Genomic DNA, 21,822 nt, shown 5'->3' with positions numbered 1-21,822 from the left:
CGCCCGCCCCGACGGTGTTCTCCGCGCCGGGCGTCAGCCGAGCCGCCAGACGAGGATGGCGCCGTTACGGCTCACGGTGGTCAGCGTGCTTCCTGCGGGTGAGTGGGCGGCGGAGAGCACATGGCCCCGGTGCCCCTCGAGGACGTGGAGTTGCATGCCGCCCTCGGGGTCCCAGACGCGTGCGGTCCGGTCGGTGCTTGTGGTGGTGATGGTGCTGCCATCGGGGGCGTAGACCACCGAGGTGACGGGGCCGGAGTGGCCCCGGAGGGTGCGGAGTTCCTCGCCGCTCTCAAGGTCCCAGACACGTGCGGTGTTGTCGTTGCTGCTGGTAACGACGGTGCTGCCGTCGGGCGCGTAGACCGCCGAAGTGACGAAGTGATCATGTCCCTGGAGCACGTGGAGTTCCCTACCGCTCTGCGTGTCCCAGACACGTGCCGTGTTGTCGTGGCTGGTAGTAGTGAGCGTCGTGCCGTCCGGGGAGAAGACCGCGGAAACGACGGCCGCGTCGTGTCCTTCCAGGACGATCCGCTCCGCTCCGGTGACCGAGTTCCACAGGCGCGTGGTGGCGTCGCGGCTGGTGGTGGCGAGTGTCCTGCTGTCCGGGGAGTAGGTCACTGATGTCACGACGTTGCTGTGTGCTTCGAGGACGTGGGGTTCGTCGTCGGTTGGGGAGGACCAGATTCGCGCGGTCTGATCCGCGCTGCCGGTGGCGAGTCCACCGCGGTTTGGTGCGTACGCGACTGCGGTAACAACCCTCGTGTGTCCTTCGAGGAGACCGATCTCCTGGCCACTCCGGGCGTCCCAGATCCGAACGGAGTGGTCCGCACTGGCGGTGGCGAGGATCCCGCCGTGGGGTGCGTAGGCGACCGCGGTAACGGCCTGGCGGTGTCCTTGGAGGACGTGGAGCTCTTCACCGTTCGAGGCGTCCCAGACCCTCGTAATGGCGTCGTCACCGGCGGTTACCAGGGTGGCCGCGTCCGGGGCGAAGCCCGCGGTCTCGACCTGGCCTGGGTGTCCGTCGAAGGTCATCGGCTCAGGCCCGCTTTCGAACCGTCGGGCCGCCATCGGACCGAGGACCGCAACCGTGATCGCCAAGAGCGCGGCCGCCGAGGCGCTCAGGACCCGAAGCGCGGGGCGACCACGGACGAGGTTGGGGTTCGGGACTGTCATTTCGGGTTCGAGGGACGGCGACGACGTGGTTTCGGTTCCCGGCCCCTTCTCGTCTACGGAGTCGACTGCCGGCTCGGGGACCGTCGACTGTTCGAGACGGGGGACTGCTTCGGTGGTTTGCTCTGCCTCCCCTCCTTGCTCGGGCCCTGGCTCCGGATCGGCGTCCGGCATTGGTTCGAGTTCTGTTTCGAACTCGAACCCCACCTTGGACGTGAACACCACCTCAGGTCTGGGCTTTGCCACCGCTTCGGGCTCAGGTCCTGACTCGGCCTCTGCCTCCGGCGCTGTCTCGGAATCAGGCCCCACCTCGGACACAGCTCCTACCTCGGGCCCCGGCTCCGGCACAGATTCGGTGGTCGGTTCCGGTGGTGTCCGCGGTCCGCCTTCGGAGGCCGGTTCGCTTCTCCGTTCCAGCGTTTCCGTTGGTGGCGAGACCTGCGGGACCATCGAGTGCCGCATTGCTGTGGACTCGGTCTCCGCTTCGGGCTCCGGCCCCACCTCGGGCTCCGCCTCCGCTTCGAGCTTGGGCGCGGCCCCCGGTACCGGCTCTGCTTCCGGTACTGGTTCGGTCGTCCTCTCCAGCGTGTTGAGTGTTGCTGGTGAGGGGGAGCTCTGCGGCACCGTCGGCTGGGGCTCAGCGTCTCCGGCTTCGGCATCCTCCTCGTAGAGCAGGGTGATGATGTCGTCCGGGGCGGGACGTTCCTCGGGCGTGTGGCTCCAACAGGCGGTGACCGCGTCCCTGAGATCCGGCGACAGCTCCTCCAGGGCGTGCAGGGGCGGGGCGGCGACCACCCGCAGCAGGGTCGCGGGCGCACTGTCGGTCCTGAACGGGTTGACGCCGGTGGACGCGAAGGCGAGCACCGTGCCGAGGCTGAACACGTCAGACGCCGGGGTGAGTTCCAGGCCCCTGGCCTGTTCCGGGGACATGAACGACAGCGTTCCGAAGACGCGTCCGGTACTGCTGATGGCCGTGTTGTCCAGCGGACGGGCGATGCCGAAATCGATGATCTTGGGTCCGTCGTCGGCCAGGATGATGTTCCCCGGCTTGAGGTCGCGGTGGATCAGCCCGTGGGCGTGGATGGCCAACAGACCCTCGGCCAGGCGCGCTGCCAACCGACGGGCGGCGGGTGAGGACATCGGACCCTGGTCACGCACCGCCCGCGACAGTGTGGGCCCCGGGATGTACGCGGTGGCGATCCACGGCTGCTCCGCGTGCGGGTCGGCGTCCAGGACGTGGGCGGTGTAGAAGCCGCCGACGCTGCGGGCGGCCTGCGCCTCACGCGCGAACCGGGCGCGGTACTCGGGGCTCCTGGAGTCGCTGCCGTTCAGCCGGTCGGGCCGGATGATCTTGACGACCACGTCCCAGCCGCCCCTGGTACGGCCGAGGAAAACCTGTCCCATGCCGCCCTGGCCGAGCAGGTGGGTGAGTCGGTACGGCCCGATCTGCCGGGGGTCGTTCGGACCGACGGGTCGCACTCGTCCTCTCCCCTTCCGCGGCAGGGGGTGGCTCCGGCCGCCCCAACCATCCCATCTTTCCCACTTCGGGGCGGCGAAGTTGCCCGTGGTGTGGCCGATGGCGGCCAATCGGCCACCGTCCCCTGTCGGGCGGGTCAGTCGGAGGGGGCCAGCTCGGCGACACCGGTGATGCGGTGGATGGCGAAGCGGTGCACGGCGTCGCGGGTGGTGTCGTAGGCGGTGAGGAAGCCGCCGTCCACACGGGAGGGCTCGACGATCCTGCTGACCTGGCGGCCGTCGGTGTCGGTGTACCCGATCCACACCCTGCGCTCGGCCACGGCGGCCTCCGAGAGGACCTCCATGACGGCGGAGGCGCGGGACCCGGCGGTGCCTCCCTCCGGCAGCGACACCGGCACACGGGCCACCGTGGCGGCCTCGTCCCCGGCCCGCAGCGCGCGTACGGCGGCCCGGGTGAGCTCCGGGGTCGGCGCACCCTCGACGGCCGTGGAGGGCTCCGGGTCGGCGCGGCGCACCTCGGGGCGGCCCAGCCGCATCGTGCCGTCACCGCTCTCGGGCACCGGGTGGTACCCCAGCTGGCGCAGACGCTCGGTGAGCGCCGCACGGTTCAGCCCGCTCACCACCACGGTGGGAGCCAGGAGCAGGAGTTCGAGGTCGGCGGCGCGGCGGTCGGAGACCAGCTCGGTGAGCAGCGCGGGTTCGTCGCAGCGCAGGTAGCTGGAGGCCGTTCCGGTGCGCAGCCTGCCGTGTCTGCGACCCGCGTCCGACACGAGGTAGCGCAGAGCCTGCGGCAGAGGGGTCCGCGAGTGGCGCTCCAACAGCCCGGTGATGTCGGCGACCCCGCGTCCGGCGTCCAGCGCCCGGCGCACGGAGTCCTCGGTGAAGCGGTACACGGTGGCGCCGCCGGTGGACTCCACGTCCGCGACCAGCGCGAGCTCCCGGGCGAGGTCGGTGACGAGCGGACCCGGCGCGACGGCGGTCAGGTCGCCCTGCACGAGGACGTAGTCCAGCGGTTGCGGGAGTTCGGCGGACAGCACGCGGGCGGCGGCCTCGTCGGCGTCCTCGTCGAGCGTGAGCAGGGGACGGGTGTGCTCGGCCAGCGCCCCCATCCCGGTGAGCCCGAGCGCGGCGGCCTCGGTCACGGCCGCCCCGACCAGCTCCGAGTACACGGGGGACTGGCGGCGGGGGCGGCGCCAGGCCAGCCGTGCCAGGAGTGATTCCTCGTCGGGAGCCAGGCCGGGTTCGGCCTCGCCCAGCTCGGCGAGGAGGTCGCGGCGTGACTGCGGGGCGGCGGGCCGCACCAGCCCGGGGCCGAGCACGTTGCGCACGCGTCCGCCCGCGTCGCGCGAACCGGTCAGCGCGGCCACGCGGTCCGAGCCGAGCCAGGCCCGGGCCAGGAGCAGCCACCGGCGTTCCGGCGGGCGCTCGCGCCACAGGTCGTACTCGCGGGTCGGCAGCCACTCACCGGCGACCCGGTGGTCGGTCCCGATCAGCCCGGCGGCCCGGACCACCTCCAGGTACAGGGCGGCGGTGTCCTCGTCGGTGTCCATCGCCTGCGCGGCCCGGCGCAGGTCGCGCACGCCCACGCCGCCGTTGCGCAGCACGGCGGCGGGCTCCTGGGCCCAGCGCTCCAGCAGCTCCTCCACCGCGCGCAGCACGGTGAAGGCCTGCCCGGCGGCGGCGCGGGCGACGGCCTCAGGAGGGACCGGGCGCCCCTCGAAGGCGGGCGGCGCGGTGTCGACCTCGCGGAACAGCACGCCGGAGCGCAGATGCAGGCCGACCTCGCGGGGCATGGTCAGGGTGTCGTCGCTCGTGGCCACCAGCAGACCCCGGGCGATGAGCTCCTCGACCGGTGAGGCCGCCGTGGCCAGGCTGACCTCCCGGCGGGCGTCGGTGACGGTGCCGTTGGGCGGCCCCCAGGCGAGGTTGTCCAACAGACGCCGCGCGGGCGCCTCCACCTGAGCGGTCAGGGTGGCGAGCCGCGCGGGATCGGACAGCGCGGTCGCGACCGTCTCCACCGGGGTGCTGGCGGTGCTGTGCGGGACGAGGTCGCGGGCCAGTCGGCGGACGGCCTCGTGCGGGAGTGCCGCCAGGAGGGCCCGGGCGGGCGGTCCCAGCTGTGCCGGGTGGGGCAGGAGTTCGCGCAGGACCTGGACGGGGCGCAACCGCCCGTGATCCGGCCAGACCAGCGCGAGGGAGAGCAGGGTGTCCACGGCCGCGTCCAGTGGTTCCGTGCCCCGACCACCGGAGGGGGTCAGGCCCAGTCCGCGGGCGAGATCCGCGGGCTGGGCGCCCACCGGTTCCGAGAGCCGGTCGTCGCCCAGCGCGACCACGGCCTCCAGGACCTGGAGGGTGAACCGGTCGAGCCGTTCCAGGGCGCGCAGCGCGGCGTTGCGCGAGGTCGCGCGGTGGGCCAGGGCCCCGATGTCGGCCGGGACCGGCTGCGCCAGGTCCGGGCGCGCGTCCAAGAGGGCGGTGAGCTCCTCGTCGGAGCGCGAGCGCAGCCAGGAGGTGAACGTGGGGGGCCGCCCCGGCGGGTCGCCGGGGTCGCCCGTGCCCCGGCCGGACCCGGGTGGCGCGTAGTCGGTCATCGGATCAACGCTAAGTGATGGCGCGGGGCGGAGCACACCCGCTCCCGGTGCCTCCCCCTTCACGGCGAGCCGAACCGTATCGGCGGAGAAGTCTGCGACCGAAAAGGAGGGGGAGGGGTTAAAAGGCAGGTCAATGTGGGCCAATATGGGGCCATGAACCAGCGCTCCGAACAATTGGTACTCGACTATCTCTCCGAGGTCGGACTCGCGCTGTACGGACGTGTGACGGCCAGGGAACGGACCGCCTATCTCACCAGCCTGCGGGCGCGCATCGACGAGCGCCGCGAGGCCGAGGGCGACGACGTCGACACCGTGCGGCGGGTTCTCCGTGGCTTCGGCTCCCCCGAGCACATCGTTCAGGAGGAGCTCACCGGCCGGGCGGTCGACCTCGAGGACGACGAGATGATCCCGCCCAAGCCGCGTCACGCCGACCGTCCGGCACCGCCCTGGCGCGGCGGCCCCAACCAGGGGTTCATGTCCCTGCTAGAGGGCCCCAGCCAGACCGACCTGCGCATGGACGGCAGGGTCGCCCGCAAGCCCGGGGTGACCCGCAACAGCCTCATGCTGGTCCGGCACCACCCGCCCGAGGCCGTGGCCCTGGTCATGCTCGTCCTGACCGGAGTGTGGTGGGACGTGGCCTTCCTGTGGGTGCTCGGAGCCGCCCTCGTCGTGCTCAGCCAGGTGTGGAGCACCCTGGACAAGTGGGTCGGCGCGGGGCTCCCCCTGCTGGCCTGCGTCGTCGGGACGGCCCTGTGGACCGGCGAGGCGAAGTTCGTCGACCAGTACATCCAGCAGGCACTGCCGGCCACCGGGGTCCCCGCCCTCGCGCTCACGTCGCTGGCGTGCGTGGTGTACCTCTTCCCGAAGGCCGCACGCGCGGCCCGGGTCGCGGACCGGGCGGCGAGGAGCTGACCTCGCCGGGGTGCCCGATCACCCCGAACCGGTCCGTTTCGTCACTGGTTGGCAAACCCTGGGGAATAACCTCTTCCGGCCCGCCCGTTGCCGCGTATCCGCGTGGGGTGCGTCGGGTATTCATGTCGGTACACCGCCGCTGTCGCTTCGAGGCGGTGCACGATGGGTGGTCCGGCCTCCAGCCCGGGCACCGACTCGTCGACGGCGTCCCTGACTCCGCCGAGTCCCGTCCCACACTCCGCACCCAGCGGTGACGGGGACGACGTCGACATCGCGAGGCCCGGGTGAGCCGTATCCGGGCCTCGTTCCGTGCCCGCGGCCCTCAGATGGAGCGCGCGAATTCGGTCCCGCCCATAACCTCTCGCCTTGGCCAGCCCTCGGGCACTAACCTGGGGCCACCCATGGAAACCAGGGGCCGCCCGGGGCGGGGGAACAGGTGGACGGCACCGTTTCCGACGCCGCGTGCGCCCGTCAGTGAAAGCATGAGGTCTCTACGTGCCCACCGGCAAGGTCAAGTGGTACGACGGCGACAAGGGTTTCGGCTTTCTCACCCAGGACGACGGGGGTGAGGTCTTCGTGCACTCCACCTCGCTGCCGACCGGAACCACCACCCTGAAGCCCGGCCAACGGGTCGAGTTCGGCGTGGCCGACGGGCGCAAGGGCGCCCAGGCGCTCCAGGTCAGGCTCCTGGACACGCAGCACTCGGTGGCCAGGGCGCGGCGCAAGAAGCCCGACGAGATGGTGCTCATCACCGAGGACCTCATCAAACTCCTGGAGAACGTCTCCAACGGCTACCGCCGGGGCCACCACCCCGACAAGCGCGAGGCGGCCAGGGTCGCCGCCGTGCTGCGCGTGGTCGCCGACGACCTGGAGGCCTGACGCTCCGGGGCCCGTGAGACCTGGTCAGGGCCGTGGTGTACGTGCTCGGCGTCCGCCACGGCCTTCCCTCCGTCTCGGAACCCTTCGTTCGCGTTGGGGATGGGCTGGCCGAAAAAACGTGTGACTTCCTGTCCTGAACCCCCGGAATCACGGCGGGTGAGCGCCCAGATCGCCCGTATCCGCCGTCTCCGGTGGCACAAGACTCCGTCAAGAGGTCGTATCGGGCGAACCTTGACCCGCGTTATGGTCAAATCGGTGCCCGCGATCAGTGAGAATGGTGAACGTGAGCCCTTCTCGACGTTCTCCTGTACCGGACAAAGCATGTGTCGACGCGGTGGATCTGGCCCGCTCGGTGGCGGCGGAGGTCGGGCGACCCGAATGGGTCGGTGAGCACCTCACCGCCCAGGTCGAGGACACGCGCCTGGTCACCCACTACTTCCAGTGCCTGGACCCCTCCTACCCGGGATGGACCTACTCGGTCACCGTGGTCCGCGCCTCGCGCGCCAAGGACGTCACGGTCAACGAGGTCGTCCTGCTGCCCGGCGAGGGTGCCCTGGTCGCTCCCAACTGGGTGCCCTGGAAGGAAAGGCTGCGCCCCGGCGACGTCGGTGTGGGGGACCTGCTCCCCACCGAAGAGGACGACGAACGTCTCGTCCCCGGCTACGCGCAGGTGCCCGACAGCGAACTCGACGCCGAGGGCATGGACAAACAGATGGTGTGGGAGCTGGGCCTCGGCCGACGCCAGGTGCTCTCCGAGGTCGGCCGCGAGCAGGCCGCGGAGCGCTGGTACAACGGCGATCCCGGACCGCGCAGCCCCATCGCCACGGCCGCCCCGGCGGCCTGCGCCACCTGTGGGTTCCTGACCCCGCTCGCGGGTGAGCTGCGCCAGATGTTCGGCGTGTGCACCAACGAGTACGCCCCCGACGACGGCAGGGTCGTGTCACTCGACCACGGTTGCGGAGCCCACTCCGAGGTCCGTCGCCCCGGCCCGCAGAACGAGCCGGTCGCACCGGTCGTCGACGAGATGGGGTACGACCACATCGTCTTCGACGACACCACGGAACTGGAACTGGTCTCCAGCGACTCCTGACGACACCCGTCGCGGAGCCCGCCACACGGGCCGATCCACCTGATCAACGGGTCCCGTCGCACACGCGGCGGGGCCCGTTCCCGTGCGTGCCCCCACGCCCGCGCCACGCGAGCCGCCCGGACCCGAACCGCCGCGCTCGTGGGCTAGGGTCGACCTACCATCAAGCTCGCCCTGTCGCTCCCGTCCCGTGGCCGCGTACACGTGTCGGGCTGATCGGACCGCGCGCAGCGCAGGAGGAGACCCACCATGGCCGATCCGGTGACCGCTTCGGTGGCTGACACCTTCGACACGGCCGAACTGCGCCGTCGCGTGCTGTCGGCGTGGGCCGACGCGCCCGCCCGGTTCCGTGAGGACGCCAACGCGGAGGAGGACTTCGCACTCGGCGGCTACCGCGACCGGGTGGTGGTCGAACTCGCGCAGAACGCCGCTGACGCCGCCCGCCGCGCGGGGGTGCCCGGCCGTCTGCTCCTGGCCCTGGAGGGTGACCGCCTCACCGCCGCCAACACCGGTGCGCCGCTGACCTCGGACGGCGTGGAGTCGCTGGCCACGCTGAGGGCCTCCAGCAAACGCGACGACCACGGTTCCGCGGGCCGGTTCGGGGTCGGATTCTCCGCCGTGGTGGCGCTCAGCGACGACGTCACCGTGGACTCCGGCGGCACGGCCGTGCACTTCTCCGCCGAGCGGGCCCGCGCCGTGGTGACGGACCTGCTCGACGCCGACGGCACCCACGCCGACCTCGCCGACGAGGTGGGCCGCCGCGCCGGGCACGTGCCCATGCTGCGCCTGCCCTTCCCCGCCGACGTCGTGCCGGACCGCCCCGAGGGCGACTACGACACCTTCGTCACGCTGTCCCTGCGCGACGGGTCGCGTGAGCGGGTCCTGGAGCTGCTGGACCGCACCGGCGAGGCGCTGCTCCTGGCCCTGGACGGGCTCTCCGAGGTGCGGGTTGTCGTCGACGGCGAGGAGCGCACGCTCACCCGCGAGGGCGGTGACGAGGAGGCCGGGACCGACCTGGTCACCACCCACTCCGACGCCGGTGGCAGCAGGGTCACGCCCTGGCGCGTCCTGCGCCGCTCCGGTGAGTTCGCCCCGCACCTGCTCGCGGACCGTCCCACGGAGGAACGCGAACGCTCCGCGTGGTCGCTCACCTGGGCCGCGCCGGTGTCCCCCGACGGCGGAGTGGGCGCGCTGCCCGCCGACGTCGAACACGTCGTTCACGCCCCCACCCCCACCGACACCGAACTCGACCTGCCCGCCGTGCTCATCGGCACGTTCCCGCTGGGGGCGGACCGGCGCTCCGTACAGCCGGGCGCCGCCACGGACCTCCTGCTCATGGAGGCGGCCGACGCCTACTGCGCGCTCCTGCGCCGCTTCACACCGGGGGCCGCCCTCGACCTCGTGCCCGCCACACGGGTGGGCGGCGGCGCCGTGGACGCGGTCTTCCGCACCCGGGTCGCCGAACCGCTCCAGGACACCCCGTTCCTGGTCACGGCGGCCGGTCACCCCCTCGCCCCGCGTGACGCCGTCCTCCTGGACACCGGGGGAGCCAGCGGCGCGGCCGACCTCGTCGACCTGCTCGCCGAACTCGTCCCGCCGCTCCTGCCCGGCTCCTGGAGCCCACGGCACCCCGCCCTGGCGGCCCTGCGCGTGCGCCGTCTGGGCCTGGCCGATCTCGCCGACCTGCTCGGGGACACGCAGCGCCCGCCGGAGTGGTGGCGCGGGCTGTACGCGGCCCTGGGCTCCGCCGGGAGCGGCGGCGCCGACCTCGATGAACTCGGCGCCCTTCCGGTGCCCCTGGCCGACGACCGGCTGGTCCGGGGACCGCGCTCGCTGCTGGTGCCCACCGAGGACTGGGCGAGGGTCACCGACGCCGACGGCCACCGGCTCGACCCCGCCGCCCTGGCCACCCTGGGTGTGCGCGTGGTGCACCCCGAGGCGGCCCACCCNGCGTGGTGCCCCCCGAGGCGGCCCCCCCGCTGCTGCTGCGGCTGGGTGCCGTGGAGGCCGGGGCCGCCACGGTCCTGGCCGACCCCAACACCGAGGCGGCGGTCCGGGAGTCGTTGGACGCCGAGGACCCCGAACCCGTCGCCGAGGCGGTCCTGGACCTGGTCGCGGCCTCCGGCACGACGGTCCGGGACGCTCCCTGGCTGGCGGAACTCGCCCTGCGCGACGACGAGGACGGCTACTCGATCGCCGCCGAACTCCTCGTGCCCGGAGCGCCTCTGGCCGACCTGCTGGTGGACGACGCTCCTTTCGGCACCGTGCACGACGACCTCGTCCGACGCCACGGCACCGACGCCCTGCGTGCCGTAGGAGCCCTGTGGGAGCTCACCGTGGTGCGCACGGAGGAGGCAGCCCTCGGAGAGGCGCCGCTGGCCTTCGACGGCGCCGGTGACGAGGGACCGGACGGTCTGGACGATTGGGCCGACGAGGTCCTGGAGCGTGTGGGCGACCCCGAACTCCCGCCAGTGGTCCCCGAGCTGGTGTGCGTCGCCGACCTCGACTACGTCGCCGACGACGCCTGGCCGCAGGCCCTGGCGATGCTCTCCCGGGAGCCGCTGCGCGAGGCCGTCACCGAACCCGCCCGGTTGGTCATGCCGGACGGCCGGGTGGTCGACGTCCCCTCCTACACCGCCTGGTGGCTGCGCACCCGGGCGCTCCTGGACGGCCGCGCCCCGGTCGAGCTGCGCACGGCCGACGCCGATCCCGCGCTGGCCGGGCTCTACGACGAGGTACCCGCCGACGTCGACCCCGAGTTCGCCCGGGCCCTCGGTGTGCGCACGACCCTCGCCGACCTGCTGGCGGACCCGGACGGCGCGGACGACCTGCTCAACCGTTTGGCCGACCCGGCCCGGCACGTGAGCCGCTCCTCCCTGCGCCGCCTGTGGACCGTGCTGGCCGACGCCGACGCCGACCTCGTCACCCCGCCCTCACTGGTGCGAGCGGTCAACGAGGGCGCGATCGTGGTCGCCGACGCGGAGGACGCCGTGGTGGTGGACTCGCCGGACCTGTTGCCCCTGGTGGCGGACCGGCCGCTGGTGCTGGCCGAGACGGCGTCGGCCGAACGGTTGGCCGACGTGCTGGACCTGGACCTGGCGTCGGAGAGCGTCACCGGGAAGGTCAACTCGGCCGGCCGCATCCGCGCGGTCCCGGACGAGGCCGCCCTGTTCCTCGCCGGTGACCGTGAGCCGGACCGCACCTATCTGCACCACCAGAAACTCACCGTGGACGGTGTGGAGGTGGACTGGTACACGGGCGACGGCTCGGTGCACGCCTCCGGCACCGAGGGGCTGGCCCGGGCCCTGTGCTGGCGGTCCGGCCAGTGGTCCCGCCGCCACCTGCTCGCGGCCGTGCTGCGGGACCCGTCCTCCGCCGCGCACCTGCTGGCCGAGGCCGACCTGGAGTAACCCCCGCACCAGGCCCGCGCCCGGAGGGGCGAAGGGCCACAGGCGCACAGGCCGCCGCACACCCAGGGGTTCGGGAACCCCGCCGTGCGCTGTAGTGTCCTGCGCACCCGGGGCTCAACCACACGCTGTTGTGAGGCAGTGGCGTGCAGCGTCCCGCACCCCTTGGGGGTTTGGAGCGCAACCACGTGCTGTTGTGACCCGCACGGCGCGGTTCCCCGCACATCCGGGGGGCGAAGCCCAACCACGAGAAGCGCTCGGGAGGGGTGAAGGGGCACGGGCGTGCAGGTTGCTGCGCCCCTTGGGGGTTTGAACCGTAACCACGTGTTGTTGTGAGCTGCACGGCGCTGTTCCCCTCAGACTCTGGGGGTCTAGAGACGGGCACGTGTGTGCGCTCGTTGGTGTGTGCGGGTTGGCGGGAGTGCGGTGGGCGGCGCTGGGGCGGCGGGGGTTTTTGCCAGTGCTGGGGACACGTTCTTCTAGAGCACGTCGGTTGTCCTGGGGGGTGGGCCGGCTGCGTTCCTCGCGCTTTTTCATACTGCCAGTGGTAGAGGTCGAGGGCACGTCCAGCGAGGTGCGTAGCGGCCACTGATGGCTGCCACATCAGCCTCCACCTGGCTCAGTTGGATGAACACCGGGCTCCCGTCAGCACCGGGGGGTGGCCCGAACCTCCACCACAGACGCCCGAACGGAAAACCCACGCAGATCCCTGCACCACCCACCACCCACCCACCCGCCTGCCCTAAGCCCACCCCCCAGGCTCAGCCCTAGGTCGCGTTCCGGGATCGATCCTTCCTCCCAGCCCTGGCCCGCCACCTCAACTGACCCCTGCGGCACGATGTCCTCGCGTCGCGACCAGGCTGTATCTCACCGCGCCGATCAAGCTCCCACAGCCAACCCCAACCCCAACCCCGGGCGCCCGCTGCGCGACACTACGAAGCTCGCGTAGCCGGACACAGCAGTGAGGTAGCCGTACACAGCGGGGAAGGTAGCCAGACACAGGGAAGACGGGCCCGCTCGCCTCGATCGCCGCTCCGCCCCCACCGGCGAAAGCACCCAGAACACGCCCTACGCCTCCGGTGCCTCGGCCCACTCCACAACGTCCAGCGCGTCGCCCACCGACACCACGCCTGTACCCGTCACCGCGAACTTGGTGCAGAAGGCAACGCCCCCGTCGGCGACGCGGCGGTAGGCGGCCAGGGCGCGCAGCGGCTCGGGGCCGCACCGGTCCCCGGTCTCCTGGTCGACGGTGGTGACCGCGCATCGGGTGCACATCTTCGCGTAACCCAGCTCGGTGGTGCCCACGCGGACCCGGCGGATCAGGTCCTCCGTGTGCGGCTCGGTCCAACCGGTGACGACGACGTTCGGCCGGAACCGGGCCATCGGCACGGGCTGGGCGCCGTTGGCGACGATGCGCTCGTTGAGCTGCTCCAACGAGCGAGTCGACCCGATCACGGCAGCGTGGCCGTCTGCGAACCCGGCGGTGCCGGGCGTGACTCCGGTGGTCACCCGCCTGTTGTCGTCGGGGACCCGCACCAGACGGCTGGTGCGGCCGAACAGCTCGCTCAGCCACCCGGCCACCTCGTCGCCTTGGTCCACTCCGACGAGCGGGTTGTTGTGCACCGTCACGTCCAGGCGGGGACCCTCGGGGTCCACGTCGACCTTGACGGGTGAGAGGCCCTCGGTGCTCAGGACCAGCCGGGAGCCGTCCGCGGTGAGGTCGGGCACGATCCGAGCCATGCGCGGGTCCCTGCGCTGGCTGCGGAAGTCACCGGAGTCGTCGACCACCATGAACGAGCGGTCGTGGGTGATCCCGGCGGCGGTGAACTCTGCGGTGCGCAGGGCCAGACCGGCGCATCCCTTGACGGGGTAGACGACGAGGGAGGAGACACGGGCGGTCGGAGTAGGGCTCATGTCGAAGACGCTACCGGGCGCCGCCGCACTCGTCCGACGGGACCCGACCGCCGTCCCGGTCTCACTGTGCCCCTCCGACCGCACCCACTGTGCCCGCCCCCCGCACCCATGCGACGGGGCCCCTTGGTCAGGCCCACCCGACCGACCCGAGCGACGCGCGCATGCGACGGGGCTCACCCGAAGGACATCTGAGGGGAAACCGACCTCCGGAACCATCCAATGGCCCCCTCCGACAGGACCGATCACCGCACCCGTCCGACGGGGCCCGCCCGAAGGACGCATCTGCGGGGAGACCGGCCGCTGGGATTGACCGTCGCCACCGGCCGCCTCTGGGACCCACCCCAGCCCACGGCAGTCATAGGTCAGACCCACCCGACCGGCCCACTGACGGACCCGAGCGGTGCACCCGCCCCCCGCACCCTTCCACAAGCTTGGGTCCCCGAGACGCGACGTGGTTCCTCTCCCACGCAGTAACTGTACCTTCCAGAAGGTACAGTTACTGCCATGCGACCCAGTTCGAGAACCCTCATCCTCGATGCCGCCGTCCGGGTGACCGACCGGCAGGGCATCACCGCGCTGACCCTCGAAGCCACCGCGGAGGAGGCCGGGCTGACCAAGGGAGGCCTCCTCTACCACTTCCGGACCAGGGAGGACCTGCTCCTGGCGATCCAGCGCCACCTCGTCCAAGGCTGGGAGGAACGGCTCCTCGCCGAACTCGGCCGGCCCTGGACGCAGGCCAGCCCCACCGAGCGCGGCGCCGCCTACGTGCGCGTCATGATGCGCGGGGAGGTCCGCCACGCCGACCTCGCCTTCATGGTGGAGGCCGAGTCCAACCCTGACCTGGCCCAGATTTGGAACGAGCTGATGGAGCGCTGGGCCCCCACCCCGCAGTCGCCCAATCCGCGGGGGCTCGATCTCTTCCTCGCCCGCCTGGCCGTCGACGGGCTCTGGCTCTTCAACGCCACCTCGGGCAACGCACTCCCCGAGGAGGTGGCGCGAGCCCTGCGGGCGCGCGTTGCCGAACTGACAGTCGGAGGGCCGCAGGCTCCCGAGGCCAAGGGGGCGAACTCTCCCGTGACTGTGACCAAGGGCGAGAACTCTCCCGTGACCGAGACCGAGGGAGAGAACTCTCCCGTGACCGAGGCCAAGGGGGAGAACCGATGAGCGGCGTGCACGATGACGCGCACGAAGACCCGCACGAGCGCACGCACCAGGACGCCCACACCCCCAGAACCCCTGGAACCACCGAAACCACCGGATCCCCCGGCACCCAGCCGGTCTCCCGGGCCAGACGCTGGCTGGTGCTGGCCGCCGTCTCCGCCGGGCTGCTCCTCATCTCGGTGGACATGACCGTGCTGTACACGGCGCTGCCCACCCTCAGCTCCGAGCTCCAGGCCACCGCCTCGGAACGCCTCTGGATCATCAACGCGTACCCGCTGGTGATGGCGGGCCTGCTACTGGGCGCCGGAACCCTCGGGGACCGGGTCGGCCACAAGCGGATGTACCTGGTGGGGCTCGTGCTGTTCGGAGCGGCCTCGCTGGTCGCCGCCTACGCGGTCAACCCCGCCATGCTGATCGCCGGGCGGGCCTTCCTCGCGGTGGGCGCCGCGGCGATGATGCCCGCCACGCTGTCTCTGATCCGCATCACGTTCGTGGACGAGCGGGAACGCGGGATCGCGATCGGTGTCTGGGGCACCATGGCGATGGTGGGCGCGGCGGTCGGGCCCATCGTCGGCGGAGCGCTGCTGGAGTTCTTCTGGTGGGGCTCGGTGTTCCTGGTGAACGTGCCGATCGTCCTGGTGGCGCTAGTCCTGGCCGCCGTGGTCGCGCCGGGCGGTTCGGGCAGCTCGGACCGCCCCTGGGACCTGCTGGCCTCCGTGCAGGTCATGGTCGGCCTGGTGGGGACCGTCTACGCGATCAAGGAGCTCACCAGCCCCGATCCCTCCGTCCTGGCCGTCGGGGCGGCCTTGGTCGCCGCCGCGCTGGGCTTCTGGAGCTTCGTCCGGCGCCAGCGCGGCCAGACCTACCCCCTGATCGACTTCTCGCTCTTCCGCGACCCGCGCATCCTCGTCGGCGTGCTCGCGGCCGGGATGGCGATGTTCGCGCTGGCCGGGGTACAGCTGGTCCTCACCCAGCGCCTCCAGCTGGTCCTGGGGTTCACCCCGTTGCAGGCGGGGACGACTGTTGCCGCCATGGCACTGGGCGCCCTGCCCGTGGGCGTGGCCGTGGGAGCTCTGCTCTACCGGGTGGGCACGCGACCGATGATCGTCGCCGGGCTGCTGACCTCCGCCGTCGGGACCGTGGTGGTGCTGCTGTCCGCCTCCGCTCCGCTGCCCTGGACCGTCGCCGGACTGCTGGTGCTCGGCGCGGGCACCGGTGCCGCGATGACCGCCGCCTCCGCCGCGATCGTCGGCAACGCCCCCGCGCACCGCGCGGGCATGGCCGCCTCCGTGGAGGAGGTTTCCTACGAGCTGGGCAGCCTCACCGGGGTCGCGGTGCTGGGCAGCCTGATGGCCGCCGTGTTCACACGGACCGTCACTCTGCCCGACGGGGCACCCGCCTCGGCGGCCGAGGGCATGGACGAGGCCCTCGCCGCGGCCCGTGACCTGGACGCCGCGAACGCCGCCGAGCTGGTGTCCGCAGCCGCCCGGGCCTTCGACAACGGCTTCCTGGTCACGCTGGTCATCGCCGCCGTCGTCCTGCTCGCCTCCGCCGCGTTCGCCTTCTTCCACAAGCGCGGCTGGAACGGCGAGGCCACTGGGAAGGCCCCCGGTCAGAGAAGGAACGGCGAGGCCACTGGTAGGGCCCCGGTCAGAAGAGGAAGGGCGAGGTGAACAGCAAGCTCAGGTCGACGGAGTAGACCAGCGGGAAGACGACGGAGACCAGGGCGGCGACCGCTGCCGCGCCCAGCGTGGGGAGAAAGCGGGGGAAACGGCGGACCACGGCCCAGACGAGCAGGGCCGCGCCGACCGTGACCGACCCCCACCAGTACTCGGCGGGCGTGGTGGCGGCGATGACCGTGAGGCCGTACAGGCCCTCCCCGACGAGAAGCCCGCTCACCGCGCCCACCGCGAGGGGAGAGTACCGGGAGCGCGTTCTGAGGGCGTGGGCGCCCCACCCGAGGAAGGGGCCGACGACGACCGCGGTCGTGCACCAGAAGAGTGACGAGCCCAGGGAGGGGGAGAAGCCCCTCAGAACCGAGGCCAGGTCGTACCCGGCGACCATGGCGAACAGGGTGAGCACGCCGGTCGCGATCGCGAATCCCCGCCGACGGGACGGGTACGCGAGGAGGAAGGCGGCCACGCTCCAGGACCCCGATGAGTTGGCCAGGGGCGCCAGGACCTCGGGGAGCAGTCCCTGCGCGTACGAGGTGAGGACCCCCACCAGCAGCCCGACTCCGACGGCGACGGCCAGTGAGAACCACGGAGACCGGCCCGAAGCGGGCGCGGACCGCGCCCCGGGCCCGGGCCCGTGCTCGGGCCCGGATCCCGGTGCGGATCCCAGTTCGGATCTGGGATCGGATTCGGGAGAGGGCTGGTCGCTGCCGGTGCCGGTGCCGGGTGTGGTCACGGTGGGGTCCTCGGGGCATGGTCGACGGGACACGTCGGCCCCTGCGGAGTGTCCGGGGGCCGTTCCCTGTGTCCTATCGCCGGGGTCCGCCCCACCTGTTCGCCCCGGCGGTTTGTCCCGCCGGCTCGCCCCACCGGCTCGTCCCACCTGTTCGCCCCGGCGGTTTGTCCCGCCGGTTCGTCCCAGCGTTCGTCTCGCCGGTTCGCCCCACCGGCTCGCCCCCGCTCCACCGCCCCCGCCCCACCGCCCCACTGCCCCCGCTCCACCGGTTCGTCAGCGGGCGACGCGGAAGAACCCCTCGGAGATCAGCGTGCGCAGCGCCTCCGGGGTGCGCTCGCGGATCATCACCGGGTCCTCGCCCATGAGGTCGGCGATCGCGTCCAGCAGCGGACCGACCGGCATCGTGCCGTCACAGACACTGGCCAGCGCCGCCTCCACGGTGCCGATCCGCGCCACGCGGCGCAGGCCGTCGCGCTGGCGCAGCAGGATCTTCTCCGGGTCGGGAGCCCCGGGCACGGCCACGCGCTCCTCCACCACGTTCGGCGCCAACGCCACGTGCGCGGCCAGGAGCGCCGCGTCGGTGAGGCGGTGCGCGGTCATCGCGCCGTCCACCACGTCCGGCAGGTAGGGCCCCACCGGCTGCTGGACGTCGTGCCGCAGCTCCTCCACCCGCACGGTGGCGTCCTGGGCGACGTCGTTGCGCAGGCTGATCCAGCCGAAGCCGATGCCCTTGATGCCCTCGCGGTCGAAGTAGTCCAACCAGGCGTCGTAGCGGCGCGTGTACTCGGGGGTGCCGTGCTCGCAGGAGTCGCGCAGCCACAGCTCCACGTACTCGGCGGGGTCCTGGACGTCGCGCTGGACGACCCAGCCGGAACAGCCGGTGCCGGTGATCCAGCCGCCCACCCGGTCCTGCCAGTCGTCGGTGTCCGTGTGCGTCCAGTTGGCGAGGAACTGTCCCCAGCCCCCCTCGGTGAGGTGGGCGGGGGCCTGCCGGACCAGCTCCGCGCAGACCGTGTCGCCGGGCAGGTCCGACTCTCGGTAGGTGTAGCGGGCCGCCTCGGGGGTGATCACGAACGGCGGGTTGGACACGATCAGGTCGAAGCGCTCGTCGCGGACCGGCTCGAACAGCGAACCCTGGGCCAGCCGGGCGCCGGTGATCCCGGACAGGGCGAGGCTGATCCCGGCCAGCCGCACCGCGCGGGGGTTGAGGTCGGTGGCCACCACCTCGCGGGCCCGGGAGGCCAGGTGCAGGGCCTGCACGCCGCAGCCCGTGCCCAGGTCCAGGGCGCGTTCGTAGGGGCCGTCGACGATCAGTCGGGAGAGGTTGGCGGAGGCGCCGCCCGCCCCGACCACGTGGTCGGGGCGCGGGACGTCCCCGCTGCCCGGGCGGACCTTGGGATCGGAGACGACGAAGCCGGGGCGGCCGTCCTCCAGTTCCCAGGGGCCCAGGTGGACGAGGGCGCGCACGACCGCGCCGTCGGCCCCCTCCTCGACGGTGACCAGTCCGGCGTCGGCGAGCTCGTCGACGGGGAGGATGGCACGGGCCGCGCGCGCCGGGATGGGGGTTTGGAGCCACCACAGGCGCAGGAGCAGTCCGAGGCGTTCCTCCCCGCCCGTGGCGCGGAGTGCGGGCACGAGCTGCTCGCGGGCCAGGGCCTTGGCGGCGGCGTCGCCGAGGCGGTCGCGGACCCCGGACACCGTGTAGTCGGCGTCGATCAGGATGCCACGGAGCCGGTCGGCGAGTCCTCGCGGGAATTCTGTCTCAGACACCCGCCCATTATCGGTCAGGTGACGAGGTGCCCCGGTGGGGTGGTGGCGCAGTTCAGGGGGTCCCGGGTTCGCGGGTGCCCGGTTCCGTGAACCGTTCGGCCGCCCGATCCACCGCTTCGTCGCGTCTGCGGAGCAGGCGGGGGATGTAGAGGAACCCGAAGACGCCCAGGGCGATCCCGGTCACACAGACGCCGATCCACCACTGCTCCGAGGCGGGCAGGCCGTCCCCCATGGCGAGGAGCACGACGAGCGCGATCGTCCAGGCGCCCGTGCCGATGGCGGCCGGGACGCGGTAGTCGCTCTCGTGGACTTCGGGATCGGGCTGGCGAGGTTTGGGCACGGCCCCAGGCTATCCGCTGGTGTCCGGAGCGCGGGGGAGCGGTGCGGTCGGTCGAGGTCAGCGCGGAGATGCCTTGGTCACACCCAAAGATCCGATGTCCCCATCATGTGGCGGTTTCTATGAAATTCGTGTGAATCAGGAGTCTGGTGTTGTACGAATATGCAACTAACCTGGCGCAGAATCCTTGTTGTCCAGTAACACGACCAGGTCAGGCTGACGACGTGAACGCACCGACACCATCCCCCACTGACGAGCACAGACAACCCAGGAACGCGCTGGACCGCTACTTTCGCGTCACGGAACGCGGCTCCACCATCGGCACCGAGATCCGCGGTGGCATGGCGACCTTCTTCGCCATGGCGTACATCGTCGTCCTCAACCCGCTGATCATCGGCACCGCCGAGGACGTCAACGGCGACACCCTGGGCATCCCCGGCGTCGCCGCGATGACGGCCCTGGTCGCCGCCCTCTCCTGCGTCCTCATGGGCGTGGTGAGCCGCTACCCGTTCGCCATCGCGGCGGGCATGGGCCTGAACGCCGTGGTCGCCTACGGCATCGCGCCGCTCATGTCGTGGGCCGACGTCTTCCTGCTGATCATCATCGAGGGCGTCCTGCTCCTCATCCTGGTGCTCACCGGGTTCCGTACCGCGGTCTTCGTCGCGATCCCGCCCGGTCTCAAGGTGGCCATCGCGGTCGGTGTGGGTCTGTTCCTGGCGTTCATCGGCCTGGTCAACGCCGGGTTCGTGCAGGCGGGCGAGGGCACCCCGGTGCAGCTCGGCGACGGCGGCCTCAACGGCTGGCCGATCCTGATCTTCGTCATCGGCCTGCTGCTGAGCATCGCCCTCTACGTGCGCAACGTGCGCGGCGCGCTGCTCATCGGCATCGTGGCCACCACGTTCGTCGCCATCGGGGTCGAGACGCTCCTCGGGGACGGTGCCGACGGCCTCGGGTGGGGTCTGACCGTCCCGAGCCTGCCCAGCAGCCCTGCCGACCTGGTCGCGCTCCCCGACATCTCGCTCCTGGGCCTGTTCCTCGACGGTGGGCTCGCCGGTCGCTTCTCCGACGTGGGCGTCGCCACCGTCATCATGCTGATCTTCACGCTGCTGCTGGCCGACTTCTTCGACACCATGGGCACCATGGTCGGCGTCGCGCACCAGGGCGGCCTGGCCGACGAGGACGGCAACATCGAGGGCACCCGTGAGGTGCTGGTCGCCGACTCCCTCGGCACGGTCCTGGGCGGCCTCGGCTCCGCGTCGGTCGCCACGCTCTACGCGGAGTCCGCCGCCGGTGTCGGTGAGGGCGCCCGCACGGGTATCGCCCCGATCGTCACCGGTGCGATGTTCCTGGTCGCGACCCTGTTCACGCCGCTGGTCACCCTGGTGCCGTTCGAGGCGGCCACCCCGGTCCTGGTGATCGTCGGCTTCATGATGATGACCCAGGTGACCAACATCGACTTCAGGGACCCGGCCATCGGCATCGGTTCCTTCCTGGCGATCATCATGATGCCGTTCACCTACTCGATCGCCAACGGGATCGGGTTCGGCCTGCTCGCCTTCGCCTTCGTCATGCTGGTCACGGGCCGCGGCCGCCGGGTGCACCCGCTCCTGTGGCTGATCTCGGTGATCTTCCTGATCCACTTCGCGGAGGCGCCGATCTACGCCCTGATCGGGTGACCTCCTGACGCGGTGAACCGCTTCCGACACGGGCCGACCTCCCCTTTGCGGGGACGTCGGCCCCTGTCGTGCGCGGGTCGGCCCCTGTCATGGGCGGGTCGTGGGGAATGCGCGGCGGGGTGGACGGCGTTGCGTCAGTTGATGAGTCAACGCCGTTTACTTCTCCGCCCCCGAAACCACGTACCAGTGGTCGTCTCCGTCCCTTCCCGCCGTCCGACGGGGAGGGACTGATGCGCCGCATCGCGATGTTCCGTTCGCTGGCCGTCCGCAACTACCGCATCTACGCCCTCGGCCAGCTGGTCTCCAACCCCGGCACCTGGATGCAGCGCATCGCCCAGGACTGGCTGGTCCTCCAACTCAGCGGAGGCAGCGGGATCGCGCTGGGGATGACCACCGCGCTCCAGTTCCTGCCCATGCTCTTCCTCGGGCTCTGGGGCGGCGCCATGGTCGACCGGTTCGACAAGCGCAAGCTCCTGGTCATCACGCAGGCCAGCATGGGCGTGCTCGCGGTCGGCCTGGGCATCCTGGCCACGCTCGGCGCCGCCGAGGTATGGCACGTCTACCTGTTCGCCTTCGGCCTCGGCATGATCACCGTGCTCGACAACCCGGGACGCCAGGCCTTCGTCCCGGAGATCGTCGACCGCGAGCTGCTGCCCAACGCCATCGCCCTGAACAGCGCCAGCTTCCAGCTCGGCCGCGTCACCGGCCCCGCCATCGCCGGTGTGCTGATCGGCCTGGTCGGCAGCGGACCGGTGTTCATGATCAACGGGCTGTCGTTCGCCTTCACGATCGTGGCGCTGCTGCTGATCCGGACCGCCGACCTCAACCCCACCGAACGCGTGCCGCGCGGCAAGGGGCAGATCCGCGAGGGCCTGCGCTACATCGGGAGCAGACGCGACCTGGTCCTGCTGCTGGTCCTCGCCGGTTCCGTGCAGTTCTTCGGCGCCAACGCGCAGAACCAGATCGCCCTCATGGTCAACAACGTCTTCGAGGCCGGTGCCACCGCCTTCGGCGTGGCCGCCGCCTCGCTCGCGGT

General features: G+C 71.8%; 13 protein-coding genes and 1 pseudogene. 8 read left to right on the top strand and 6 right to left on the bottom strand.

Annotated elements, in window-relative coordinates:
• Positions 1-33 precede the first annotated feature (33 nt).
• Both D452_RS29225 and D452_RS0110265 read right to left on the bottom strand, forming a co-directional pair.
• Entirely contained in the window at positions 34-2,646 is a 2,613-nt protein-coding gene (locus D452_RS29225) for a protein kinase domain-containing protein (RefSeq protein WP_017544062.1), read from the bottom strand.
• Positions 2,647-2,780: 134 nt separating this feature from the next.
• Positions 2,781-5,234 carry a helicase-associated domain-containing protein gene (locus tag D452_RS0110265; protein WP_017544061.1) on the bottom strand — a complete coding sequence of 818 codons (2,454 nt, stop codon included), beginning with the start codon at positions 5,232-5,234 and terminating at the stop codon, positions 2,781-2,783.
• 153 nt (positions 5,235-5,387) lie between these two features.
• Here D452_RS0110265 and D452_RS0110260 point away from each other — a divergent pair, with 153 nt between their 5' ends.
• From D452_RS0110260 to D452_RS28055, 4 genes and pseudogenes are all read left to right on the top strand, one after another.
• On the top strand, positions 5,388-6,146 hold the full coding sequence (locus D452_RS0110260; RefSeq protein WP_040693493.1) for a hypothetical protein: 759 nt from the start codon (positions 5,388-5,390) through the stop codon (positions 6,144-6,146).
• A gap of 495 nt (positions 6,147-6,641) precedes the next feature.
• Positions 6,642-7,025 (top strand): cold-shock protein, encoded by a 384-nt coding sequence (locus tag D452_RS0110255; protein ID WP_017544059.1) that lies wholly within the window; start codon positions 6,642-6,644, stop codon positions 7,023-7,025.
• Between the two features lie 334 nt (positions 7,026-7,359).
• Complete coding sequence (locus tag D452_RS0110250; protein ID WP_017544058.1) at positions 7,360-8,115, top strand: DUF3027 domain-containing protein; 756 nt, start codon at positions 7,360-7,362, stop codon at positions 8,113-8,115.
• A 246-nt stretch (positions 8,116-8,361) separates the two neighbouring features.
• Positions 8,362-11,522: pseudogene (locus D452_RS28055) on the top strand (sacsin N-terminal ATP-binding-like domain-containing protein).
• A 1,065-nt stretch (positions 11,523-12,587) separates the two neighbouring features.
• Here the strand turns inward: D452_RS28055 and D452_RS0110240 are convergent.
• A complete protein-coding gene (locus D452_RS0110240) occupies positions 12,588-13,433 on the bottom strand; it encodes an MOSC domain-containing protein (RefSeq protein WP_017544057.1) in 846 nt (281 codons plus the stop codon).
• Positions 13,434-13,937: 504 nt separating this feature from the next.
• Between D452_RS0110240 and D452_RS28050 the strand changes: the two genes are divergently transcribed.
• Together D452_RS28050 and D452_RS0110230 are read left to right on the top strand one after the other, a co-directional pair.
• Complete coding sequence (locus D452_RS28050) at positions 13,938-14,597, top strand: TetR/AcrR family transcriptional regulator (RefSeq protein ID WP_017544056.1); 660 nt, start codon at positions 13,938-13,940, stop codon at positions 14,595-14,597.
• Entirely contained in the window at positions 14,594-16,267 is a 1,674-nt protein-coding gene (locus tag D452_RS0110230; RefSeq protein ID WP_017544055.1) for an MFS transporter, read from the top strand. The genes D452_RS28050 and D452_RS0110230 overlap by 4 nt, the downstream gene beginning before the upstream one ends.
• On the opposite strand, the gene D452_RS0110225 is transcribed toward D452_RS0110230, so the two are convergent.
• The 3 genes from D452_RS0110225 to D452_RS0110215 form a co-directional block, all read right to left on the bottom strand.
• Positions 16,245-17,003, bottom strand: coding sequence for a DUF6518 family protein (locus D452_RS0110225; protein WP_017544054.1), 759 nt, complete (start codon positions 17,001-17,003; stop codon positions 16,245-16,247). The genes D452_RS0110230 and D452_RS0110225 overlap by 23 nt on opposite strands.
• 273 nt (positions 17,004-17,276) lie before the next feature.
• Entirely contained in the window at positions 17,277-18,773 is a 1,497-nt protein-coding gene (locus D452_RS0110220) for a DUF7059 domain-containing protein (RefSeq protein ID WP_017544053.1), read from the bottom strand.
• A gap of 52 nt (positions 18,774-18,825) precedes the next feature.
• Entirely contained in the window at positions 18,826-19,113 is a 288-nt protein-coding gene (locus D452_RS0110215; RefSeq protein WP_017544052.1) for a DUF2530 domain-containing protein, read from the bottom strand.
• Between the two features lie 221 nt (positions 19,114-19,334).
• Here D452_RS0110215 and D452_RS0110210 point away from each other — a divergent pair, with 221 nt between their 5' ends.
• Together D452_RS0110210 and D452_RS0110205 are read left to right on the top strand one after the other, a co-directional pair.
• On the top strand, positions 19,335-20,786 hold the full coding sequence (locus D452_RS0110210) for an NCS2 family permease (protein WP_017544051.1): 1,452 nt from the start codon (positions 19,335-19,337) through the stop codon (positions 20,784-20,786).
• Positions 20,787-21,016: 230 nt separating this feature from the next.
• On the top strand, positions 21,017-21,822 hold an 806-nt coding region (locus D452_RS0110205; RefSeq protein WP_017544050.1), incomplete at its 3' end, for an MFS transporter.

The organism is Nocardiopsis prasina DSM 43845, from assembly GCF_000341265.1.
GTDB classification, from domain to species: Bacteria; Actinomycetota; Actinomycetes; order Streptosporangiales; family Streptosporangiaceae; genus Nocardiopsis; species Nocardiopsis prasina.
Note: the sequence above shows the minus strand (reverse complement) of the source record. Positions and strands in the feature narration are given on the sequence as shown.